The organism is Sphingobacterium psychroaquaticum (genome assembly GCF_004421025.1).
In the GTDB taxonomy this organism is placed as follows: Bacteria; Bacteroidota; Bacteroidia; order Sphingobacteriales; family Sphingobacteriaceae; genus Sphingobacterium; species Sphingobacterium psychroaquaticum.
In genome coordinates this window covers 2,409,176-2,433,452 of record NZ_CP038029.1, presented here as the reverse complement: position 1 = coordinate 2,433,452, position 24,277 = coordinate 2,409,176, and the positions used below count along the sequence as shown (strand labels likewise).

17 protein-coding genes and 1 other RNA gene are annotated in these 24,277 nt (G+C 42.8%); 14 read left to right on the top strand and 4 right to left on the bottom strand.

Annotated elements, in window-relative coordinates; genetic code table 11:
- Positions 1-2 precede the first annotated feature (2 nt).
- Genes E2P86_RS10295 through E2P86_RS10285 form a run of 3 tightly spaced genes read left to right on the top strand, consistent with a single transcriptional unit; the run spans position 3 to position 3,659 of the window.
- Positions 3-2,438, top strand: a complete 2,436-nt coding sequence (locus E2P86_RS10295; protein WP_134432808.1) for a bifunctional UDP-N-acetylmuramoyl-tripeptide:D-alanyl-D-alanine ligase/alanine racemase — start codon at positions 3-5, stop codon at positions 2,436-2,438.
- Positions 2,439-2,454: 16 nt separating this feature from the next.
- On the top strand, positions 2,455-3,051 hold the full coding sequence (locus E2P86_RS10290; protein WP_085471672.1) for a DUF502 domain-containing protein: 597 nt from the start codon (positions 2,455-2,457) through the stop codon (positions 3,049-3,051).
- Positions 3,051-3,659 (top strand): LytS family sensor histidine kinase, encoded by a 609-nt coding sequence (locus E2P86_RS10285; protein WP_134432806.1) that lies wholly within the window; start codon positions 3,051-3,053, stop codon positions 3,657-3,659. The genes E2P86_RS10290 and E2P86_RS10285 overlap by 1 nt, the downstream gene beginning before the upstream one ends.
- Positions 3,660-3,675: 16 nt before the next feature.
- Here E2P86_RS10285 and E2P86_RS10280 read toward each other — a convergent pair whose 3' ends face one another.
- On the bottom strand, positions 3,676-4,899 hold the full coding sequence (locus E2P86_RS10280) for a porin (RefSeq protein ID WP_085471994.1): 1,224 nt from the start codon (positions 4,897-4,899) through the stop codon (positions 3,676-3,678).
- A gap of 152 nt (positions 4,900-5,051) precedes the next feature.
- Here E2P86_RS10280 and dinB point away from each other — a divergent pair, with 152 nt between their 5' ends.
- Positions 5,052-6,101 (top strand): DNA polymerase IV, encoded by a 1,050-nt coding sequence (gene dinB, locus E2P86_RS10275; RefSeq protein ID WP_240775490.1) that lies wholly within the window; start codon positions 5,052-5,054, stop codon positions 6,099-6,101.
- A gap of 18 nt (positions 6,102-6,119) precedes the next feature.
- On the opposite strand, the gene E2P86_RS10270 is transcribed toward dinB, so the two are convergent.
- A complete protein-coding gene (locus E2P86_RS10270; protein WP_134432802.1) occupies positions 6,120-6,566 on the bottom strand; it encodes an SRPBCC domain-containing protein in 447 nt (148 codons plus the stop codon).
- 147 nt (positions 6,567-6,713) lie between these two features.
- A complete protein-coding gene (gene rpoN / locus E2P86_RS10265; RefSeq protein WP_085471676.1) occupies positions 6,714-8,177 on the bottom strand; it encodes an RNA polymerase factor sigma-54 in 1,464 nt (487 codons plus the stop codon).
- A gap of 358 nt (positions 8,178-8,535) precedes the next feature.
- Between rpoN and E2P86_RS10260 the strand changes: the two genes are divergently transcribed.
- Together E2P86_RS10260 and E2P86_RS10255 are read left to right on the top strand one after the other, a co-directional pair.
- On the top strand, positions 8,536-10,716 hold the full coding sequence (locus tag E2P86_RS10260; protein ID WP_394346500.1) for a penicillin-binding protein 1A: 2,181 nt from the start codon (positions 8,536-8,538) through the stop codon (positions 10,714-10,716).
- A gap of 159 nt (positions 10,717-10,875) precedes the next feature.
- The gene (locus E2P86_RS10255) at positions 10,876-13,908 is read left to right on the top strand and encodes a peptidase MA family metallohydrolase (RefSeq protein WP_240775489.1); all 3,033 of its coding nucleotides are present in this window, start codon (positions 10,876-10,878) and stop codon (positions 13,906-13,908) included.
- Positions 13,909-14,127: 219 nt separating this feature from the next.
- Here the strand turns inward: E2P86_RS10255 and E2P86_RS10250 are convergent, their stop codons facing one another.
- Positions 14,128-14,454 (bottom strand): GIY-YIG nuclease family protein, encoded by a 327-nt coding sequence (locus E2P86_RS10250; protein ID WP_134432796.1) that lies wholly within the window; start codon positions 14,452-14,454, stop codon positions 14,128-14,130.
- Between the two features lie 113 nt (positions 14,455-14,567).
- On the opposite strand from E2P86_RS10250, the gene E2P86_RS10245 reads away from it, so the two are divergent.
- The 8 genes from E2P86_RS10245 to E2P86_RS10210 all read left to right on the top strand — a co-directional run bounded on the left by E2P86_RS10245 (position 14,568) and on the right by E2P86_RS10210 (position 24,177).
- Positions 14,568-15,341, top strand: coding sequence for an XRE family transcriptional regulator (locus E2P86_RS10245; protein WP_085471680.1), 774 nt, complete (start codon positions 14,568-14,570; stop codon positions 15,339-15,341).
- A 99-nt stretch (positions 15,342-15,440) separates the two neighbouring features.
- On the top strand, positions 15,441-15,905 hold the full coding sequence (gene rimP / locus E2P86_RS10240; RefSeq protein ID WP_085471681.1) for a ribosome assembly cofactor RimP: 465 nt from the start codon (positions 15,441-15,443) through the stop codon (positions 15,903-15,905).
- A gap of 1 nt (position 15,906) precedes the next feature.
- Complete coding sequence (gene nusA, locus E2P86_RS10235) at positions 15,907-17,145, top strand: transcription termination factor NusA (RefSeq protein ID WP_085471682.1); 1,239 nt, start codon at positions 15,907-15,909, stop codon at positions 17,143-17,145.
- 193 nt (positions 17,146-17,338) lie between these two features.
- Positions 17,339-20,419 (top strand): translation initiation factor IF-2, encoded by a 3,081-nt coding sequence (gene infB / locus E2P86_RS10230; RefSeq protein WP_085471683.1) that lies wholly within the window; start codon positions 17,339-17,341, stop codon positions 20,417-20,419.
- 114 nt (positions 20,420-20,533) lie between these two features.
- On the top strand, positions 20,534-21,577 hold the full coding sequence (locus tag E2P86_RS10225) for a ferredoxin--NADP reductase (protein WP_134432794.1): 1,044 nt from the start codon (positions 20,534-20,536) through the stop codon (positions 21,575-21,577).
- Between the two features lie 9 nt (positions 21,578-21,586).
- Entirely contained in the window at positions 21,587-22,225 is a 639-nt protein-coding gene (locus E2P86_RS10220; RefSeq protein WP_134432792.1) for an NAD(P)H-binding protein, read from the top strand.
- 38 nt (positions 22,226-22,263) lie between these two features.
- Positions 22,264-22,639, top strand: an RNA gene (gene rnpB / locus E2P86_RS10215) — RNase P RNA component class A.
- Between the two features lie 161 nt (positions 22,640-22,800).
- The gene (locus E2P86_RS10210; RefSeq protein ID WP_085471995.1) at positions 22,801-24,177 is read left to right on the top strand and encodes a sigma-54-dependent transcriptional regulator; all 1,377 of its coding nucleotides are present in this window, start codon (positions 22,801-22,803) and stop codon (positions 24,175-24,177) included.
- Positions 24,178-24,277: the final 100 nt, after the last annotated feature.

The following is a 24,277-nucleotide window of genomic DNA, read 5'->3' as shown; positions in this document are numbered from 1 at the left end:
TTATGTACACTATAGATGTCGTGGAGCAGATCCTCGAACCGAAGCAGCTAATTCTTGCTAACAAAGATAGTATTATTACACACTTGGTTTACGATAGCCGTAAAGTTATTGATCCGGTGGGAAGCATTTTCTTTGCTTTGCAAGCTGTACGTGACGGACATCGCTTTATAGGCGATGCATATGCAAAAGGGGTTCGCAATTTTGTTATTTCCGAAACCTCTTGGGTAGGCAATAAATACAGCGAGGCTAATTTCTTTGTTGTCGATAATGCGCTAGGAGCGATGCAAAAGCTGGCCGCGCACGTGCGTTCGAAATTTACGAAGCCAGTAATAGGTATTACAGGAAGTAATGGTAAAACCGTCGTAAAGGAGTGGTTGACGGAGTTGCTGGGGGTCGACAAAAAAATATATCAAAGTCCGAAAAGCTATAACTCACAATTGGGTGTGGCGCTTGCTTTGTGGGATTTGAATGATGACTACGATTATGCAATCATTGAGGCGGGAATTAGCCTGCCTAATGAAATGGACAGTCAACAGGTCATGATTCGCCCAGATATTGGTGTCTTGACCAATATTGGACAGGCGCATGCCAGTGGTTTTTCTTCCAAAGAAGAGAAGGCCAGAGAGAAGGTGAAGCTCTTTAGTGCCAGTAAGGTTGTTATCTCTCCGGGGAAATATAACATACGCGATTTTTTGAACCCTGACGTGGCTAATTTTACTTTTGGCTATGAGATGGATGATGTTGTTCAGTTATCGTCCGTGCAAGAGCATAAAGAGCTCGGCCAAACTTGGGTCACTATTTCATTCCAGCAACAGCAGGGCATTGTTTATATTCCGTTTACGGATCGTGCTTCGATTGAGAATGCATTGATTTGCGTGACGACATTGTTGTATCTGGGGTATCCGATTGCGGATATTACTGCACGCATAGCAAAGCTCAAACCTCTTGAAATGCGGTTGCAGCTTCGCAAAGGGAAAAATAATTGCTCGATCATAGATGATTCCTATTCCAACGACCTGGCATCTTTACAAATCGCTTTAGATTTCCTCAACCAGCAACAGCAGCACGAGAAACGTACGCTGATACTTTCTGAAATGGAAGGAATGGGAGCGAAGGTTAAAGAAAAACTTACGAAGGTATTGCGGGGGCAATCGCTGTACCGTCTAATTTTGGTCGGGGAAGATCTGGGATTCTTGGAGGGTGCCGTACAAACGGATGTTCTTTTGTATGCATCTACGGCGGACTTAATCGCAGGATTGGATGCGTTGGGGTTTGCAGATGAATCTATTTTAGTGAAAGGGAGTCGAGTGTTCCATCTGGAAGATGTGAGTCAGCTTCTCGCTGCAAAGACGCATGAAACCGTACTTGAAATAAATTTACATGCCATTGAGCATAACTTGAAACAATATCGATCACTATTGCCTCCGGAAGTTAAGCTGATGGCCATGGTGAAGGCTTTTTCGTACGGTAGCGGCAGTTTTGAGGTGGCCAATTTGCTCCAGTTTAATAAGGTCGATTATCTTACTGTCGCTTTTGCTGATGAAGGGGTGGAGTTACGGCAAAACGGTATCGAGCTGCCTATAATGGTGTTAAGTCCCGATGAACAGGCTTTTGAGGCTGTCGTTGCTAATCGGTTGGAACCCGAGATTTATAGCTTCCGGATTTTGCGGGCTTTCGTGGATTTTCTGAAAACAAAAAAGGTAAGTAGTTATCCGATCCATATTAAAATTGATACGGGTATGCACCGGTTGGGTTTCTTGCCGACGGAGCTCCCCGAAGTAATCGCTGTACTAAGCGTCGTTAGTGAAGTTCGTGTGGCTAGCGTTTTCTCGCACTTGGTTGCTTCCGGCGACTCCAATCAGGACGCCTTCACGCGGCAACAGATAGAGCTGTTGAATGCGGGGGCTGATTTGTTGCAAGCAGAATTAAAGTATCCCTTTATGCGGCACATTGCTAATACCTCAGCAATAATTAGATGGCCTGCTGCGTATTTGGATATGGTTCGTTTAGGCATTGGGCTCTATGGCATGGATTTGGATCAAGCTACATTGGATCTGGAGACAGTGGGGCAACTTAAGACAACGATAACGCAGATCAAAGAACTGGAGGCTGGGGAGACGATTGGTTATGATCGAAAAGGGGTATTGCATCGTAAGAGCCGTATCGCAACGGTAAAGATTGGTTACGCTGACGGCTATAACCGCAGGTTTGGAAATGGGGTCGGTGAGATGATGATTAACGGTCAGCTAGTCCCTACAATCGGGAATATATGTATGGATATGTGCATGCTCGATGTGACGGATGTGTCTGTTTTTGAAGAAGAAGAGGTCTTGGTGTTTCCCGATTTAGGAAAAGCCGCTTCGGCCATTGGAACGATTCCCTACGAATTGTTGGTTGGTATTTCATCACGAGTAAAAAGAGTGTATTTTTACGAATAATTTTTTTGAGAAGAAAATGATTAAAAAGGTAGCACAAAAGCTGTTTTATTACTTTATCAAGGGAACCTTGGTTGTTGTTCCTGTTGCCGGTGCCATATTTCTCATCGGCTGGATTTTTGCCTCGCTCGATAATGCGCTGAATTTAACGACGCACTTTCTGCAAGATGAAGAAGGTCATCCGCTTTATATCCCTGGGATTGGAATTTTAACCATCCTGGTGACGCTGATTATCGTGGGGGCTATTTTTACGAACTTGGTCACGGCGCCTATTCGTGCCTGGTTTCAGCGGACGATCAATAAAATTCCATTGTTTAATACTTTATACTCTTCTATTAAAGATTTTACGGAAGCTTTTGTGGGGGATGCCAAGAAATTTAATGAACCGGTATTGGTCTTGGTCAACGAAACGGGACTCAAGAAAGTTGGTTTCTTAACGCAACGGGACCTCAGCAAGATCGGTTTGACTGATGAAGTAGTTGTTTATTTCCCGTATTCTTACTCGGTAGCAGGTCAGGTTGTTGTGGTGAAGGCAATCCATGTGGAGAAATTGAAAATGTCGGCTACGGATGCGATGAAGTTGGTCGTTTCTGGTGGGGTAAGCGGAATTGACTAATGGCTAATTTCTTGGATCGTTTGTGGCGAAAGGATAAGGAGGAAGGGGTAGATCAAGCGCTGGAGTATGGTGCTGCTTTGTCTTTTAAGTGCTGCCAGGTGGAAGACAATTTGATGCGACTTTTTTTTGCTTGTGATAGCAGGTCGACGGCTAATGATGCCGAGTTGTTCCAGTATATGCAGCAGGTTTCACTGCTCCATAGGGATGAAAAACATGCGGTTCAGGATGAAGTTTCTCTGCTGAAGGTATACCTTCGTTTAATTCAGAATGTTACTGATGAAGAAGTGTATATAGAATTTGAAGAGTTGATTGATAACAAGGGGTTGGAAGTTCCCGCGCTGCTTTTGTTTCCGCTGGTTATAAACGCAATTCAATACGGCTATAACCGTATGGCGGAACGCCCGGTAAAGATTAAGGTAAAGACGCTGGGTGAGTCGCTTCAGTTGGAAGTAAGCAATCGTGCCAACCACCGGTTGACCTCGCAAGAGCATACGGAAACAATTGATCTTTTAAAGGCACGCCTGACCTACTTTTACCCGGAAGGGTATAGCCTTATTTGTAACAGCAACAGCGCCACCTTTAAGGCGACGCTGTTGATTAAGTTGTAAACTGTTATTGAAGATATTAGATCCCCAATTCTACTTGGAAAGTTCCTCCCCAAGAATTTCGTTGGAAATTATTGCCAAAATCACCGTTCTTAACGGTGTAATTCGCATTTAGCTGAAACTTCAAGCGGTGTGCTTTTAAGTATTTTGTCAATCCGACTTCCATCAGGTCAATCTGATCCTCATAAGACCTGATCTGTTGGTGTGGCTTTAGGTAGGTATATCGAGCCGCTACTTCATAACCTTTATTCAGCAAATAGGATGTTTGCTGGTTTATCCCCCAACCCTTGAAAGCATAGGCCTCTTCGGGATCTGAGCCATCGTGTTGATTGAGCTGGTCATCCACTGTATTTAAAGGATTCGCAACATCTCTGCGCATATACTCAGCTTGGTAAGCAAAACCCATGTATTTAAATATCATATCCGCAAAAGACGTCTTGAGTGTAAATGGGTTTTCAACGAAACGTCCCGTTTGTCCGCCTTCACGTGTGGTATTATCGTTGTAGCTATATCCACCGCCGATTGAAATTTTTGGGCGCTCTTCGCGCTCAATATCACCTTCCGAATAGTCACCACCATTTGTAAACTGTCCCAGAGGCAGAAACTCTATACGTCCAGTATAAGCTAATCCTTTATCGGTAGACTGTACCGGACGCCCTTCGCCCGTAGAGATAGCCGCCTTGGCGTTGAATGGCATGTTGCCTATTTTCTTACTTAGGTTCAAACTAAAACCGAAGTCCCGATCAAGGGTAAAGTTGGTGTTGACTAATGAACGGTCTGCAAACTGTAATTGCCCGGATGAGTTAACACGCTGACGGTTTCCAGGAAGTTTGTTTTGTCCAAATGATATGTAAAAATCATCACTGAAGTTATAGAAAAGCACCGCATCGCGAACGATATTTGCGACTCCGGTATCATCGAAATCTTGATCCGACCGTGTAAAAGCAAGCTGTACGGAATACGAGATCCGAGGGGTGTAAATGTACCCATCCATCCGCATGCGTAAACGGCGGATACGCGCATCAAATTTACCGTTATCCTCGCCATCGAGCACGTTGTTAAATCCTAATCTATTCTGCATACGGAATCTAAAGTTCGTATAGAACAAAGAATCTTTACTGGTGAACTGTATGCCTTTGAAATTTAGGATGGTTGCTCGGTCGTCTCGCTCTTGGGCAAAACTTGCTGTGGTTAGGGTGGAGCAGCTCAAGGCGGCAAGAAATATCTGTAACTTTATTTTCATGTCGTGTTTATACGCGCTTAGTCGGTTTTTTACCGAATGCAAACATAAATAAATTAGTAGAGAGTACAAAGAAGTGAGCCCTTTCAAAATTTTGCTAAAAATCTTATCTTTGTTTGTCGATGGAAGTCAAGCGGAAAATAATACACATAGATATGGATGCCTTTTATGCATCGGTAGATCAACGTGACTTCCCTGAGTTACGCGGTAAACCTATTGCCGTTGGCGGATCGCCGGATGGGCGCGGTGTCGTTGCTACGGCCAGCTATGAAGCACGGCGATTTGGTGTGCGGTCGGCTATGCCTTCCAGGCAGGCACTGCAACTGTGCCCTGATTTAATCTTTACTGTGCCGCGCTTTGATGCATATAAGGAAGTATCCCTACATATCCGGAGCATCTTTAAACGTTATACGGATTTGATAGAACCGCTATCCCTGGATGAGGCCTATCTCGATGTCACGGAGGACAAGCTTGGGATAGGTTCGGCCATCGATATCGCAAAAGCCATTAAGGATGCTATTTATAATGAACTCGACCTCACCGCTTCAGCCGGAGTTTCTGTAAATAAGTTTGTTGCCAAAATTGCATCAGATTACCAAAAACCCAATGGTCTAACATTTATAGGGCCATCTAAAGTGCTTCCTTTTTTGGAGCAACTACCCATAGAAAAGTTTTTTGGCGTCGGTAAGGTTACTGCGCAAAAAATGAAGGGCATGGGTATTCATAACGGTTTTGATCTCAAGCAAATTAGTGAGGAGCAGTTGCGACGGAAATTTGGGAAGTCAGGTGCTTTTTTTTATCAGATGGTGCGGGGGGAGGACAAGCGTGATGTTAAACCGAATCGCCTTTCGAAGTCTATCGGTATTGAAGATACTTTTGCCGTAGATTTACGTGAACCAGAAGATATGATGAAGGAGCTTAATAGCTTGTGCATGAGGTTGGAAAAACGTTTGTCAGGTAAGTCCAAGGAGGGGAGAACCGTTACTTTAAAGATTAAATATGCCGACTTTACGTTGGTGACACGCAGTAAGACATTGACCTACTATATCAATACGGCAGAGGATCTTTCTCGTATTATAGGCGAGCTGTTTGCTAAAGTGGATCTACACGATAGTAAGGTGCGCTTGCTAGGGGTTGCCCTCTCCAATTTCTACGATACAGACCTTGAAAAATACAGCAGCCCCCAGCTGCGTTTGTTCGAGTAAACTAATCGGTGTAGATGTTTATTCACACAACTCCTTAAGGCGTTGTAATGCCTTCGGCCAGGTGCTGTCAAAATAATTTTCAAATTCGGCATTCACGTCCACTTCAATAGCCACGGTCGTTACCCCATCGTTTTCGGTGAATGTATAGTTCTCAAATAGTCCGACCCATTCCTCGACCATGGGGCCTTCGGTGATTTCCGTATTCTGATGTATAAGACCAATATATTGGATGGAGATATGTTTATTTGGGATGTATGCGGCAATCTTTCCGAGCATACCTTCTTTTTCTCCTTCTTTGTTGTAGCCTATAAATGAAATTTTTTCTCCAAGTTCCCAATGGCCTTCAAAATCGGAAGTAGGGTTGAACTCTGCGGTCCATTGCTTATAGGTGGTTTTGCCGAGCATGGTCTCAAAGACGTGCGCTGCGCTGGCGTTGATTTCGATACGGTAATTTTTTCTTTTCATTGCGTCTGGGTTTATGATGTACTGCCATGCTCAAGTCTATGGCAGGCCGGAGCACGGCAGTACGTCTGGTTCTACACCGCTAAGATACGGCGAAGTAAGGAACCAAGACTTGCCAAATGACAAGAAATAAGTTGTAAAGCCGCTTGTCTACAGTTCTTTACGTAGGCGAGCTACAGGGATGTTCATCGCTTCCCGATATTTCGCTACCGTTCGGCGCGCAATACTGTATCCTTTTTCTTTTAAGATTTCGGTCAATTTTTCATCCGCCAGCGGTTTACGCTTATCTTCATTAGCGATACATTCCTCTAGGATTTTTTTCACCTCTTTGTTTGAAACTTCTTCGCCGGAGTCGGTTTGGATAGCTTCAGAGAAGAATGACTTCAGTAAGAAGGTTCCAAACTCGGTCTGTACATATTTAGAGTTCGCTACCCGGGATACCGTTGAAATATCCATTTCGATACGGTCGGCTATATCCTTTAGGATCATCGGTTTAAGAAGTCTTTCGTCGCCGGTCAAGAAATACTCATATTGGTATTCCATAATGGCATTCATCGTCTTTAAAAGCGTTTGCTGGCGTTGCTTAATCGCATCGATAAACCATTTTGCTGAATCCAGTTTTTGTTTGACAAACTGAACCGCTTCTTTCATCTTTTTATCGTTCTTCTCTGCTTTCTCATAATGTTCAAACATCTCCTGGTAAGAACGTGATACACGCAGCTCGGGCGCATTGCGGCTATTTAGGGTTAAGTGTAAGACACCGTCATTATTCGTGATATGAAAATCTGGAATGATATGCAGCTGCTTACCTGCAGAAGCACCAGAGTCTCCCGGCTTAGGGTTTAATTTTAAGATTTCATTGATAATATCCTTTAGCTCTGCGGAATCTATACCCAGCTGCTTCTCAATTTTATCGTAATGCTTTTTAGTAAACTCTTCGAGGTAGTTTTCTACAATGCGTATAGCCTGTTTAATGATCGGATTTGCGGTATCTTTTCGATGTAATTGGATCAGTAGGCATTCCTGTAGGTCGCGAGCTCCAATTCCTGATGGTTCAAAGTCTTGTATAACTTTCAGGACGGCTTCCACTTCATTTTCATTGACGTCGACATTTTGCGAAAAGGCTAAGTCATCAATCAAAGAGAGGGTAGACCGGCGCAAGTAACCATCGTCGTCCAAGCTACCGATAATCTGTTGTCCGATCTGGTAGTCGCGATCCGATAAGGCTAAGAGGTCCAGTTGATTCTGTAGCGATTCGAAGAAAGAATCCTGCACAGCGATGGGCATTTCCTTTTTATCTTCGTCGTCATCATTTCCGTAATTGCTGGAGTAATCGTTGTAATCATCCTCTTGGATATATTCGTCGACTGTAAACTCATCATCAAATTCACCAGACTCCTCATTGAATTGCTCATCCGGATCTCGGTCGGGGTACTCCTCCACGGGATCGTTCATGTTGGCAAGGCTTCCATCTTCGAGCGCAGGGTTTTCTTCAAGCTCTTCTTTAATACGGGCGTCCAAAGACACCGTGGGTACCTGTAAGAGTTTGATAAACTGTATTTGCTGTGGCGAAAGCTTTTGTAATAGCTTTTGTTGTAAAGTCTGTTTTAACATCTTCAGTTACTTATCTAGGTAAAAATACTTAAATAAATTAAATTATTAAACTGGTACGTTTTTTGTGCGCATATATATACCCATTCCACTAATTTAATCCGATTTTACATACAGGTTTTAAGAGCTTTATAGCAAATGTTAAATATAGTTAATATTTACTATTGATACTTGTTTTTTGCGGTGGGATGACGGTTTTTTGGAAAACAATTTCCATCTTTACGCCATGTTTAAACGGGTTAAAAACAAATACCTGCGATTTTTTGTTATCGCTATTTATAGCCTAATTATTTTTATTTGTGCTGTTCAATTGAACTTTTTGGGATTGTTTGGGTATTCACCTACCAAACAAGACATTATCATGCCCTCATTGAATGTTGCCTCTGAAGTATACACCGCAGATTCCGTCTTAATAGGTCGTTATTTTGAAGAAGATAGAGATCCTGTGCCTTATGATAGTATTTCGAAAAATATTATAGATGCTTTAATTGCCACCGAAGACGTTCGTTTTTACAAACATCAAGGTGTCGATTTTATTGGTTTGTTTTCAAGTGCCGTTTCTACCTTAAAAGGAGACCGACGAGGGGCCAGCACCATCACACAACAGCTCGCAAAAAACCTGTACCGTACGCGCTATACACAAGCGCAGGGGCTGCTGGGGCGTATTCCGGGGGTTAAGATTATAATCACAAAATTTAAGGAATGGATGACCGCTGCAAAGCTGGAATCTAAGTATAGTAAGGATGAAATCCTGACCATGTACCTCAATACGGTTTCTTTTGGAAATAACGCGTATGGTATAAAATCTGCCGCTGTTCGTTATTTTGATAAACTTCCGAATGCCCTTACGGTGCCTGAAGCAGCTGTTTTAGTCGGCATGCTGAAAGGAACAACGTTGTACAATCCGATTCGGAATCCCGAGAAATCATTGGAGCGTCGGAATGTTGTATTATCCCAAATGCAAAAAGAAGGTTTTATTACCGCTGCGGAGATGGCTTCTTTTGCGAAGCAACCGTTGAACTTACATGCGAATACACAAGAAACGGGAGGGAACAATGACTCCTATTTACGTACCGCGGTAGAGCGGTGGCTCGAAAAATGGGCGGAAGAGAATAATATCAATATCTATACAGCCGGACTTAAAATTTATACCACGATCGATTCTCGTATGCAAGAGATTGCAGTGGCTGCGGCGGATGAGCACATGAAGGATCTACAACGTCGGTTGGATAATACATGGGGCAGTGAGCTCCCTTGGCGGGACAAGAGTGGTGCGGTAATACCTAACTTCCTAGAGGACCGTGCGCGTAAATTGCCTATCTATGCCGAGTTGATGAAGAAGTATCAAAACGAAGATTCTGTGTTCCGGGAGCTGAACCGTCCAAAGAAGATGACTGTCTTTACTTGGGATGGTGAAAAAGAGAAAGAATTGTCAACCATGGATTCGTTGAAGCACTATCTAACCATGTTAAACACGGGGATGATGGCAATGAATCCAAACACGGGGGCAATTAAAGTGTGGGTTGGTGGTATCAATCACAAACATTATAAATTTGACCACGTAAATCAAGCGAAGCGGCAGGCAGGCTCTACATTTAAGCCTTTTGTTTATATAACAGCGCTAGAGCAAGGGATGTCGCCGTGTGATACGTACGATGATATTCCGGTACGGATAGATTTCGTTAATAAAAAGGGAGAAAAAGAAGTTTGGGAGCCGAAAAATGCAGATTGGAATTTTTCGCATCGTTCCATGTCGTTGCGTTGGGCGATGGCACGCTCCTTAAATACCATAACCACGCAAGTGACGCGTGATGTGGGCTGGGATAAAGTCGTTGAGATGGCGCACCGCTTAGGGATTGATAGTCACCTGGAATCTGTTCCTTCTGTAGGGTTGGGCTCTAACGATGTAACGGTATATGAGATGGTAAAGGCCTATGCCGTGTTTATGAATGAAGGCAAAACAATTGACCCAATCTTGGTATCAAAAATCTACGATAGCGAGGGAAAATTGATTGCTTCATTTGAGCCGAAACAAAAACAGGTCGTAACACCGGAGAATGCGTGGTTGATGAGTTATATGCTGCGCGGTACCATTGAAGAGCCTCGCGGTACTTCACAAGCGCTGTGGGAATGGGATTTGTTTAAGAACAATAACCAAATCGGTGGGAAGACAGGAACTTCCTCTGACTATGTGGACGGATGGTATATGGGTGTAACTAAAGATCTGATTGCTGGCGTCTGGGTTGGTTGTGATGAACAAAGTATACACTTTAAGAATTCAGCTAGCGGTGAAGGGTCTAAGACAGCATTGCCTATCTACGGGAAGTTTATGGAAGAATTGTATAAGCATCCGAATTTAGGGGTGACTATGGGGCCGTTCCCTGATCCTAAAGTTAAGATCACTAAAAACTATACCTGTCATAGTGTTTATTACGAAGAATCAACTACAGTGGATAGTACCGATACGGTGGAAGAGCCCATGGGTGAACTAGATAGTGAAACTTTACCTAATTTACCGGAAATATCTGAAAATGAGTTTTAAATTTTGCTGAAAATTTCTATTTTTAGTGAAATTTAATCTTCAATTATGGATGTAAATCTCGCTGTTTTTTTTAAGAAGTACTGCTATTCTCTTCTTGGTGTTTTTCTACTAGCGCTCTTGCCAAATTTAGTGCAGGGGCAGTATTTTGGGCAAAACAAGATGAGGTATAAAAAGCTCAATTTTAAGGTTTTGGAAACGCCTCACTTCGAAATGTATTCCTACCTTAAGAATGATAGCATGACCAGCCGCTTGGCAAAAGAAGCAGAGGTGTGGTATGAAATGCATCAGCAGGTATTCCAAGATACCTTTTTACGTAAAAATCCATTAATTATTTATAATAATCACCCTGAATTCCAACAGACAACGGCAATCTCAGGTGAGATTGGTGTTGGGACAGGTGGGGTGACTGAGGCGTTCAAGCAACGTGTTGTGATGCCGGTGATGCAAATCAATCAGCAAACGCGACATGTACTTGGCCATGAGCTGGTCCACGCTTTTCAGTATCGTATACTGATGGAAGGGCGCGATACCACGCGCTTGGAAAGTGTAGCTAATATTCCGCTTTGGATGGTGGAAGGTATGGCGGAATATTTATCCATTGGTAAGAAAGATGCTTTTACAGCGATGTGGATGCGTGATGCCTATGCGCGACAGGATATTCCCTCGCTGAAACAACTAACAGAACAATCGTACAGCTATTTTCCGTATCGCTACGGACAGGCTTTTTGGGCATATGTGGGTGCTACCTATGGGGATACGGTGATTATGCCGTTGTTTATGGAGACGGCAAAGTATGGGTACGAAATGGCTATGCGTCGTGTTTTTGGTTACGATGCACAGACCATGTCTACGCTATGGCGTAACAGTATGGAGTCGACTTTTAAAGGCTTAGGGAAAGACACGGTTTCGAATCCGATCGGACAAGCGTTGATCACGGCTAAAAATGGTGGGCGTATGAATGTTGCCCCGGCGATATCCAGAGATGGGCGTTTCCTTGCATTTATGTCGGAGAAGGATCTCTTTAGTATCGACCTCTTTTTGGCGGATGCCAAAACCGGACAAATTATTCGAAAGCTAGGAAGCCGAACGACAAACAAGGATATCGATGAATTTAGCTACTTGGAGTCGGCGGGAGATTTCTCGGCCGATAGTAAGCGCTTTGCATTTAGTGTCTTTAGTGCCGGTAAGAATAAGCTCATGACAATTGATGTGGAGACAGGGAAAACGCTTTCTGTCGAAGCTATGGGGGATATTGTGGAGTTTACTAATATTACCTTTGCGCCAGATGGTGATCGGGTGGCTTTTTCGGGCTTGCGGGATGGGCATAGTGATATCTATATTTATAATCTTAAGACGAAGGAACTACAGCAGCTGACCCATGATAAGTATTCTGATTTTCAGCCTAGTTTTTCGGGCGATGGAAAGAAGATCGTGTTTAGTACCGATCGGGTATCCTATGAAAGCGCTTCTCGATCGGTAGATATTCCGATGGGGTTGGCCGTTATTGATTTGGAGACTAAGATTATAACCAATATCGATGTGTTTCCAGGGGCAAATAATTTAAATCCACACTTCTCTGGCAGTGATAAATTTATCTATTTCCTATCCAATGGGGATGGTTATCGTAATATGTTTCGCTATAATGTGGCAACAAAAGGTGTGGAGCAGCTTACCGATTATTTTACCGGGATTAGTGGTATTACGGAGTATTCTCCAGCGATGAGCATTTCGCAGCATGATGATATCGTCTATTCATATTTCAAAGGAAATCAATACAATATTTATAAAGCAAAAGCGGAAGATTTTACACCGAAAGGTATTGATGCTAGCGTGAGCGACTTTACCGCTGCAATGTTGCCACCCAATGTTAACCGTGGTGTGAACGTGGTAAATACAAATTTGCAGAATTTCAATTCGTATGCAAGGATTGAGGATGGACAGATTAATCCTGTTCCATATCGTTCTAAATTTAAACTTGATTATCTAGCGAATTCAGGTGTCGGTATGACGGTCGGTTCCCGCTATGGCGCGGGAATGTCTGGCGGTATCTTTGGTATATTCTCGGATATTTTAGGCTACAACCAGATCTATTCGACCTTGAATATTAACGGAGAGATCTACGATTTTGGAGGTCAGGTAGCGTATATAAACCAAAAGAACAGATGGAACTGGGGTGGTGCGATTTCACATATTCCGTACCTCTCTTCGTTTAGCATGTATGATATACGGGACATAACGGGGCAAGGGCAGGAGTATGTGCTGGATACCTACTTGATTCGTAGTTTCCAGCAACAGGCGGAGGCATTTGTAGCGTATCCGTTTAATAGAAATCATCGTGTGGAAATGGGGGCGGCTTTAGCCCGATATAGCTATCGCGTTGATCGGTGGAGCCAGGGGCGTTCTTCTTACTATGCAACGCGAGAAAAGATATCAAATGAACTAGCCGGAGAGATGTTGGGTGCTAACCTTAATTCTTTCTTTGTGCAGCAAGTGAATGCCGGTTTTGTTGGTGACCGTTCTGTTTTTGGTATGGCAGCACCGATTGAAGGATTCCGCTATAGATTGGGTGTGGAACAATATTTTGGTGATTATACGCTGACGGCATACAATATAGACTTGCGTAAATATTTTAGATTTAAACCTGTGACTTTGGCCTTTAGAGCCTATTCGTATATGCGTACCGGAAAAGATGATCAGCAGCTTTATCGCTTGTATATCGGTTATCCTTATTTGATACGTGGATATGATAATATATCAGGCGAAAATATTGGAGATGTGACGATAAACGATTTGATGGGGTCACGTATGGCTGTTGGAAATATAGAGTTAAGGTTGCCATTTACCGGGCCTGAAAAGCTTGCTGCCGTGAAGTCTGATTTCTTGTTTACCGATTTGAACCTTTTCTTTGACGCGGGCTTGGCATGGAATAAAGGAAATAAAATCGTCGGTAGTACAGATAAAAGACCGCAAGTGCCGCAGCTGGATAAAGATGGTCAGGAGATGCATGATCCGAATGGCAATCTTATTATGGGGCCAGACAAGAATTACAAAGTGCCCGTATTTAGTGCCGGTATTTCTTTGCGGGTGAATTTATTTGGAGCGATGATCCTGGAGCCGTATTATGCGATACCTTTTGTGAAGTCGCGTACAAAATTTGGAACCTTTGGATTAAACTTTACGCCGGGTTGGTAGTCCAACATTCGGATAGTGAGTTAGATTAGTGAGTTAAAAGGATAAGGTTGTTGAGGTCGTTGTTTCGTGTAATGCGCAAACAACGACTTTTTTTATTCTATCGTCATGGCGAACCTAAGGTATTTATGATGTAGTAGGGACACGAGCCACAGGCTCGCGCCAGCAAGAGCGGGTAAAGGAGTTAAGAGGTGCAGCGTAAATTCTTATATGTGCCCATTTTTAGCATTGCGCAAAAGAAGCTGGTTGATGTTTATTTTCCTGAATAAAACCATGATAAAGGTTGAGCCAGTTTGGGTTTTTCAAACGTATGAGCTTCTCGCGCTGCATGCGTGTAAACTGCTGCATCTGCGTAGCGCGTGCTTGCGCTTGTTCGGCGGTTTGGAAAACTTCGATATATACTAAGTTCGTGAGCTTAGCGGCATTTGGAAACAAAGCAGATTTCGCATCTTTGATCACATTGATTTGTGTCACAATGTCGGTGCATTGTCCCACTTCTAAATAAGCACGATTGCTGTCTGTCAGTATATATACGATATTTCTTTCCATGTTGTTTTGAATTAAATGCTGCTAATATATTTGGTGAACACAATTATATTTACTAATTTTATTGGCACAATATTACTAATTAATTTAGTATTTCAAAAATATTTAGAAAAATTATGTCAAACATTGCATCAAACCTTAAGTATCTAAGAAAAAAGAAAGGACTTACCCAACAACAGTTTGCGGAGGCCTTGGAGATAAAACGCGCGTCTGTCGGCGCGTATGAAGAGGATCGTGCAGAACCGAAATATGAGTTATTAAAGAAGATCGCGGAGTTTTATGAGTTATCGATGGATGAATTGGCGAATGATGAGATTAACGAGAAGTGGAAACCGACACCGCGTAGCAACGCATCCAACCTTCGTGTATTGAGTGTAACGGTCGATGGAAACGATAGGGAAAACATTGAGCTGGTACCCGTGAAAGCCAGTGCCGGTTATTTGAATGGATACGGTGATCCGGAATATGTGGCGGAGTTGCCGAAATTTTCATTGCCGATGTTTAATCAAGGGAGCTATCGTGCTTTTGAGATTAAGGGGGACTCGATGTTGCCACTGCCTTCTGGAAGTATCATCATTGGGGAGTATGTAGAGAATTGGCATGATATAAAGGCTGGACAGACCTATATAATAGTTTCCAAAGAGGATGGTGTTGTATATAAACGTGTAGCTTTCAAATTTAAAGAAGATAAGGGCTTAAAGCTGGTGTCCGATAACCGCAATTACGATCCGTACTGGGTGGAGTCTAATGACATCATTGAGGTGTGGAAAGCCAAAGCATATATAAGTACCGAGATGCCAGAGCCGAATCCGGAGCCAACGATGGAGACATTGACAGCGATGATGAGTCAGATGCAAAAGACCATTAATTCGGTTGTAGATAATAAATAGGGGCAGATTTGTTTGTTTAAAAAAATATGTTTACCTTTGTATTATCTGAAGAAGAGGGGGCATGTTATGCCCCCTTTTTTAATTCTTTATAAGATAATTATGCAAATAGAAGAGCGTGTTAAACAGCTGGTAGAAGAGAAAATTGCCGATCGAGCGGATTTATTTATTGTGCGCATTAAGATGCACGGAAATGGTTTGTTAGAAATTTTGCTTGATGGAGATCAAGGTATAGCTATTGAGGATTGTGCGAAAGTGAGCCGTCACGTAGGTTTTCACTTAGAGGAAGAGAATGCAATCGACAGTGCTTATCGCTTAGAGGTTTCTTCACCTGGTTTAGATCAGCCCTTGTTATTGGAGCGCCAATTCCTGAAAAATATCGGACGTAGTGTTCGTATAAAAATGGAAGATGGCACCAAGCGAGAAGGTAAATTGGTTTCCGCTTCTAACAATGCGATTGTTATCGAAGAAAAGAGCAAAGAAAAAGGGAAAAAAGCTACCCTCGAGGAAGTAGAGATCCCGCTAGAACATATAAAAGAAACAAAGGTGTTAATTTCATTTAAGTAAAATGAGCAGCAATATCAATTTGATAGACTCCTTCCAGGAGTTCAAAGATTTTAAAAATATCGACCGTCCAACCGTTATTACGGTTTTAGAAGAAGTATTCCGTAGTATGATTCGGAAGCGCTTTGGTACAGATGAGAACGTTGATGTTATCGTGAACCCGGACAATGGTGACTTAGAGATCTGGAGAACACGTGTGGTTATGGAAGATGGTTTCTCGGAAGATGATGACTTAGAGATCGAGCTAGCTGAAGCACATCAGTATGATCCAGACCTGGAGGTGGGTGACGACTACATCGAGCAGATTACCTTAGAGAGTTTTGGTCGCCGTGCCATTTTAGCGGCTCGTCAAACATTGGTCTCTAAAGTATTGGAATTAGAGAAAGACGAAGTCTTCAAGAAATACAAAGACCGCGAAGGTGAGTTGGTGATTGGAGAGGTGTATCAGATCTGGAAAAAAGAGATCTTGGTGTTGGATGAAGATGGCAATGAGCTTATTCTTCCGAAAACAGAACAGATCCCTGCGGATTACTTCAAGAAAGGTGATAGCATCCGTGCCGTAGTGCACAAGGTGGATATGATGAACAGCAATCCGAAGATCATTATCTCACGTACAGCGCCTGAATTCTTGCAGCGTTTGTTCGAACTAGAGGTGCCAGAGATTTTTGACGGTTTGATTACAATCAAGAAAATCGTTCGTGAACCAGGTGAGCGTGCTAAGGTAGCGGTAGAATCTTACGATGACCGTATCGACCCGGTAGGAGCTTGTGTGGGGATGAAAGGATCACGTATCCACGGTATCGTTCGCGAGTTACGTAATGAGAATATTGACGTAATTAACTTTACTTCAAACCACTCTTTATATATCACCCGTGCCTTGAGTCCTGCGCGTATTTCATCGATCAAAATTGATGATGAAAACAATACGGCAGCCGTTTACTTGAAGCCAGATCAGGTTTCTTTGGCTATCGGTCGTGGTGGGCATAATATCAAATTGGCTGGTAAACTAACTGGTTATGAGATTGATGTGTACCGTGAGAACGATGAGGTTGAGGAGGATGTGGATATCGAAGAATTCGGCGATGAAATCGATAGCTGGATCATTGACGAGCTGAAACGCGTAGGTCTTGACACAGCAAAATCGGTGCTTTCATTGACAGCAGAAGAATTAATCAGACGTACAGACTTGGAGGAAGATACCGTATTGGATATCATCCGCGTTTTACAAGCTGAGTTTGAATAAGCGTCGAAACGCGTTTTGTTTACAGAAAAACGCATGCATTAAATTTGGTGTACAGAACGACAAACAAGGTGCATGTGTTTTTTTGATCACGACAGGGGCGTACACATGAAGAAAAAACAATTGCGCATTAATTGTTTTTTCAGTGTAAAAAAACATATTTTTGTAGTACTAAATATTAGAAGGTAAATAATAGATGACAGAAGGAAAAAGCGTAAACTTGCTAAAGGCAGCAAAAGAACTTAATATTGGAATAGGTACCGCTGTTGATTTCTTGGTGAAGAAAGGGTTTGATGTTGATTCAAAGCCGAGCACTAAGTTAGCTCCAGATATGTATGCTGTTCTTCTAAAAGAATTTCAAGGAGACAAAATCGTAAAAGACGAAGCTAAGCAAATTGTTATTGGCAAGATTCGTCGTGATGAGTCTACTGCTGGAACAGGTGGAGCAAATCCGACTGACGCTTTAGAAGATATTAAGGAAAGTGTTTCCGAAACAACGGAGAGCGCGAAGGTTGAGAAACCAGCGGCTGAGCCCGTAGTTGCGGCTCCACTTCCTACAGCGGAATCTAAAACGGAAGAACCGAAGAAGGATGACGAAGTGAGTAGTCCTTTGAAGGTGGTTGGTAAAATTGATCTTGACAGTTTAAACCGTGGTAAGAAAAAGGTAGAGGAAAAACCACAAGAGAAGAAAGAAGAAGTGAAGGCGGAAGTGGTGGTTCCTAAGGTTGAAGTTACACCAGAACCAACGCCGGCGCCAGCTCCTGAGCCTGTGAAAGAAACAGTGAAGGTAGAGACTCCAGCGCCTGTTGTAGAAAAAACTGTTGAGCCCGCTGTTGAAGCGAAAACACAAGAAAATATAGTAAAAGAAGAACCTAAACAGTTGCCTGTGAAGCCACCTGTTCAAGAGGATATTAAACCAGAACCCAAGATAGAAGTGAAAAAAGAACCTTCTGTAGTAAACAACCCTGTTCAGGAAAAGAAAAGTTCAGCAACCCCAGAGCCTCAGGATGATGTTATCCGCGCACGCTCTGAAACGTTAGCTGGACCAAAGGTAATTGGTAAGATCCAGTTACCAGTAGAGCGATCTAGCAAACCAGTTGCATCATCGTCTAATGCTAATAACGACAACAAGCGCAAGCGTAAGCGTTCGAACAAACCGAACACACCAGTAAGCCCTGGAGCTACTGATGGACAGCAACGTACACCGCAAGAAGGCGGTAATAGAGGTGGCGGAACCGGTGGTGGTTTCAATAGAGGCGGCCAGCAGAACAGACCGGGCGGGCAGCAGCACGCACACGGAAAAGGACGCCCTGACTTCAAAGGCAGAGGTAGACAAACGGATAACACACCGAAAGAAGAACCTTCGGACAAAGAAATCCAAGACCAAATCAAGGCAACACTTGCGCGCTTAAGCGGTGCAGGTAAGTCTGGTAAGTTTGCACAACGTGCTAAACTACGTCGCCAAAAGAGAGATGATATAGCGCTTTCCGCTGAAGAAGCAGCATTGGAGGAAGCAGCACAATCCAAAATATTACGTGTAACGGAATTCGTTACCGCAAATGAATTGGCAAACTTGATGGATGTTCAGGTTACGCAAGTAATCTCAACCTGTATGAGCTTAGGTATGTTCGTTTCGATCAACCAACGCTTAGACGCAGAAACGTTGAGTATCGTTGCTGATGAATTTGGTTACCAAGTAGAGTTTATCAAACCAGAAGATGAGGAGGTAACAGAACTTGAAGAACCAGATAACGAAGATACGTTAATCTCTCGTGCGCCGATTGTTACGGTGATGGGACACGTTGACCACGGTAAAACATCTTTACTGGATTATATCCGTAAAGCTAATGTAACCAAAGGTGAAGCCGGTGGTATTACGCAGCACATTGGTGCTTACGCGGTAAAACTGGATGACGGAAAGAAAATTACGTTCTTGGATACACCGGGTCACGAAGCCTTTACGGCGATGCGTGCACGTGGTGCGAAGGTAACGGATATCGTTATTATTGTTATTGCGGCGGACGACGCGGTGATGCCACAAACAAAAGAAGCGATCAACCATGCGCAAGCAGCAGGTTCACCGATTGTATTTGCGTTTACTAAGGTGGATAAACCAGGTGCGAATGCAGATCGTATTCGGGAGCAACTGTCGGCGATGAATATCTTGGTAGAAGATTGGGGTGGTAAATTCCAAGCGCAAGAGATTTCAGCGAAGACTGGTGAGAACGTTGATCTATTATTAGAAAAAGTATTATTAGAAGCTGAATTACTAGAATTAAAGGCGGATCCTAAGAAACGTGCTGTAGGTTCTGTAATCGAGGCTGCTTTAGATAAAGGTCGTGGTATTGTGACAACAGTACTTGTACAAGGTGGAACGCTTCGCGTTGGGGATGCAATCCTAGCTGGTTCACACTCTGGTAAAGTGAAAGCTTTGACCAATGAGCGCGGTGAGCGTGTGAAAGAAGCAGGACCATCTATTCCGGTACAGATCTTAGGTATGTCGGGTGCACCGACTGCTGGTGATAAGCTTTATGTATTAGAAAGCGAGTCTGAAGCACGTCAAGTAGCCAACAAACGTCTACAATTACAGCGTGAGCAAGGTATGCGTGCAACGAAACACATTACCTTGGATGAGATCGGTCGTCGTTTGGCTATCGGTAACTTTAAAGAGCTTAACGTTATTGTTAAAGGTGACGTGGATGGTTCTATCGAGGCATTATCCGATTCATTATTGAAGCTATCGACAGACGAAATTCAGGTTAATATTATCCACAAATCAGTGGGTGCGATTTCTGAATCCGACGTATTGTTAGCTTCTGCTTCGGATGCGATCATTATCGGTTTCCAAGTACGTCCAACACAAAATGCACGTAAACTTGCGGAGAACGAACAAATTGATATCCGTCTGTACTCGATTATCTACGATGCAATCGAAGAGTTGAAATCAGCTATGGAAGGTATGTTGGCGCCGAAATTCGAAGAGAAAATCGTTGCTGAAGTTGAAATTCGCGAAACATTCAAAATTTCGAAAGTGGGTACCATTGCCGGATGTATGGTTCGTGAAGGTAAAATCAACAGAAATAATGATATCCGCGTGATTCGTGACGGTGTTGTTATTCATACCGGTAAACTAGCCTCTTTGAAACGTTTCAAAGACGATGTCAAAGAAGTGGCGCAAGGTTACGAGTGTGGTTTGAATATCGACCGTTTCAACGACATCGAAGTTGGAGATATCGTAGAAGCATACGAACAAGTAGAAGTTAAACGTAAACTTTAATTTTAGCGTTACGTTTTCAAGATATAACCTGACAACAGTTTGTTGTCAGGTTTTTTTATGGCCTATAGAAGCTATCTATTTGACTTTTTTGGTGAAATAAAGTAATTTTAGAACATGCACAAATTTGAGATTTCCAGTATAACATATCAACCGAATAATAATGTCACCATTGCATTTAAGGATCTTACCGGAGAATATCCGACGTATAAAGCCGGTCAGTTTTTAACGCTATCTTTTACATTTGGCGAGCGTGAGGTTCGTCGTTCGTATTCTTTTAGCAGTTCGCCTGATGTAGATGAACCTCTTGCAATTACGGTGAAGCGTGTCGATAATGGAGAGATTTCAAGACTCCTGCATCATGAAGCAAAAGTGGGCGATGTTATCGATGTAATGGATCCGCAGGGGCTTTTCTATTATGAGCCTGTGGAAGACATACAACGGACTGTTTTTTTATTTGGAGCAGGAGTGGGGGTTACGCCGTTATTTTCAATTCTGAAAACAGCTCTTGTTAAAGAGCGACATACTAAGGTCGTACTCATTTATAGCAACAGTTCAATTCCGCAGACTGTTTTTTATGACGCATTGCAACAATGGCAACAGGCGTACCCCGATCGCCTAGAGATTGTTTGGATTTTTTCCAATACAAAGAATTTATTGAAAGCCCGCTTAAATCGGGATTTTCTGATTGAATTGGTGCGTGCACGTATGCCAGAACATGGAAATACGCTTTTCTTTACCTGTGGGCCGGTTTTTTATATGGATCTTGTCCGATTTACATTATTGGGAATGGGATTCCCGGATGCTGATATTCGGAAAGAAACGTTTCATTTTCCTGAAGAAGAAGAGGATGAGGACGAGCGGGACGAGGAACCTGTGGATATGACCTCTTATGATATTAAACTCCGGTTTCAAGGGGAAGAATACAACCTGACCATTCCGTATAATAAAACGGTGTTGGATGTTGGTTTAGCGAATAAGATTAAATTACCATATTCCTGTAAGTCAGGTATGTGCAGTACCTGTGTGTCGCAATGTACTTCAGGTGCGGTGCGTATGGATTATAATGAAGTGTTGACAGATCGAGAAGTGGAAAATGGTCAATGTTTGATTTGTGTGTCGCATCCCATCGAAGAAGGTACAGTTATTGAGGTACGTTAAGGAAAAACTATGAAAGCTGTTGTTTTAGGCGCTACCGGTGCGACAGGAAAAGCTTTAATACAAGCTTTGCTAGCTGATGAACGTTTTGATACGGTCATTGCACTTACTAGACGTCCTTTTTTTGCGCCACACGCTAAGCTAAAGGAGGTCATTGTAGACTTTACCAGTCCCGATATTTTTAACGATGCTTTTCAAGAAGCCGATATCGCGTATTCCTGTATGGGAACCACGCTAAAAGATGCGGGCTCGAAGGAGGCGCAATGGCGTGTGGACTATGATTATCAGCTTAATTTTGCTGCGTATTGCCGTAATATAGGAGTGTCTTGTTTTGTGTTGCTTTCGGCTATCGGTTCCAAAGCAACATCACCCTTCTTTTATAGCAGAATGAAGGGAGAGCTCGATCACATGGTTCGTGGATTAGGATTTCCTAAACTTCGTATCGTGCAGCCCGCTGCAATTCTTCGCCCGGAATCCACTCGCGCCGTGGAGGTGTTTATGGGGAAGGCGAGTGCTGCGTTTTCCAAAATAGGTTTATTTCGGGGCTATGCACCTATTTCAACAACAGATTTAGCTAAGGTGTTGATTCATATTAGCTTGATTGAAAGTCCTGGTGTCTTAATTTGGAAGCGTAAGGATTTTATCTTCTAGTAACCAAAATCCATCAAAAAAAGACTATTTTTGTAGCGAAGCAAACTGGTTCTATCGCTGCTCTTTGAGAGGAGAGGAAAGTCCGGGCAACGTAGAGCGACACGCTTCCTAACGGGAAGGCACTTGCCTGGTGCAAGTGACAGAAAGTGCCACAGAGAATATACCGCCATAGCAATATGGTAAGGGTGAAAACGTGAGGTAAGAGCTCACGGTCTTGTATGGTAACATGCATTACGGTAAACCTCGTGTGTTGAAAGACCAAATAGGTTGTATAATTCGAAGGCTGCTCGTCTTCTGTTGCGTGCAACATATACAATGGGTAGGTTGATGGAGCTTGTGTGTGAATGCAAGCCTAGATAAATGATAGAAATCCTGCAAAGGATACAGAACCCGGCTTACAAGGTTTGCTTCTTTTTTTATTCTTTTACGAGAACCTCTTAGCGGTCGTTCAACAAAAAAATGTAGCTGACGAAACTGTAACGTATATCTTAATTGTGGATATTTCTTGTTACGTTTTCTTATGTTTTGTCTCATTATTTTCCTATTTTGTTACTTTATCACCAAGAAAAAAATTTATGGCAACAATCCTGATTATCGACGATGAACGTCCTATCCGTAGTTCGCTCCGTGATATATTAGAGTATGAAGATTATAAAGTCCTTGACGTGGACAATGGCGTGGACGCACTGGAAATCCTCAAAAAAGAGAAGATAGATCTGGTTCTCTGCGATATTAAGATGAATAAGATGGATGGGATGGAGGTGCTGACCGCTGCTCAGGAGATCTCGGAGTCCCCTTTTATTATGATATCGGGACATGGTACCATTGAGACTGCGGTGGAGGCAGCAAGAAGAGGGGCTTATGATTTCTTGGAAAAACCGTTAGATTTAAATCGGCTCTTAATTACCGTTCGTAATGCGCTGGAAAAAGGAACCTTGGTCAAAGAAGCGAAAGTTTTAAAGAAAAAGGTAAAGCGTACCAAGGAAATATTAGGGGAGTCGATTGGTATTAATTTGGTAAAGGAAACCATCGATCGTGTTGCGCCAACAGAAGCCCGTGTTTTGGTGACTGGAGAAAATGGTTCGGGTAAGGAACTCGTTGCTCGTTGGCTTCATGATAAATCTAATAGGTCAGGCTTATCCTTAATTGAAGTCAACTGTGCGGCTATTCCTTCGGAGTTGATTGAATCAGAGCTTTTTGGACACGAGAAGGGATCCTTTACATCGGCGGTGAAGCAGCGTATCGGTAAATTCGAACAAGCGAACGGCGGCACACTATTTTTAGATGAGATTGGTGATATGAGTCTTTCTGCGCAAGCAAAAGTGTTACGTGCGCTCCAGGAAAATCGTATTACACGCGTCGGTGGCGAAAAAGAGATCGAAGTTAATGTGCGCGTAATTGCGGCAACCAATAAGGATCTGTTAAAGGAAATAGAGTTGGGGAACTTTAGGATGGACTTGTACCACCGTTTGAGCGTTATTTTGATACATGTGCCGTCGTTGAAAGAAAGAGAAGACGATATTCCTTTAATTGCCTCTAGTTTTTGTGAAGAGATTTGTAGCGAATATAATGTGCCGACCAAAGAGATAACAAAAGATGCGATGGCAGCTTTGAAGAAGCTTCCATGGAGTGGGAATATCCGCGAATTGCGGAATATGGTGGAACGACTTGTGATTTTGAGTGATAAGAAGATCACGGATAAAGATGTGCAGTTGTATGCTAACCCAACGGGGCCGACGAACAGCGGTATAGATCGTGAGTGTCAAGAAACGTTAGATTTAGATCGTTTTGAATCGTTCCAAGATTATAAAGATCATGCGGAGAAGATATACATAACATTCAAGTTGGATAAACACGGTTGGAATGTGTCAAAAACAGCAGACGAGATTGGTATACAGCGTAGTCACCTGTATCATAAAATAGAAAAATTTGGTCTGAAGAGAGCCGAATAATCATAAAACAAAAAAGGTTGTCGAACTATTCGACAACCTTTTTTGTTTTATCAATCATTGAATCTTCTCTTCTGTCTCCTCACTAACACAATGATGACAA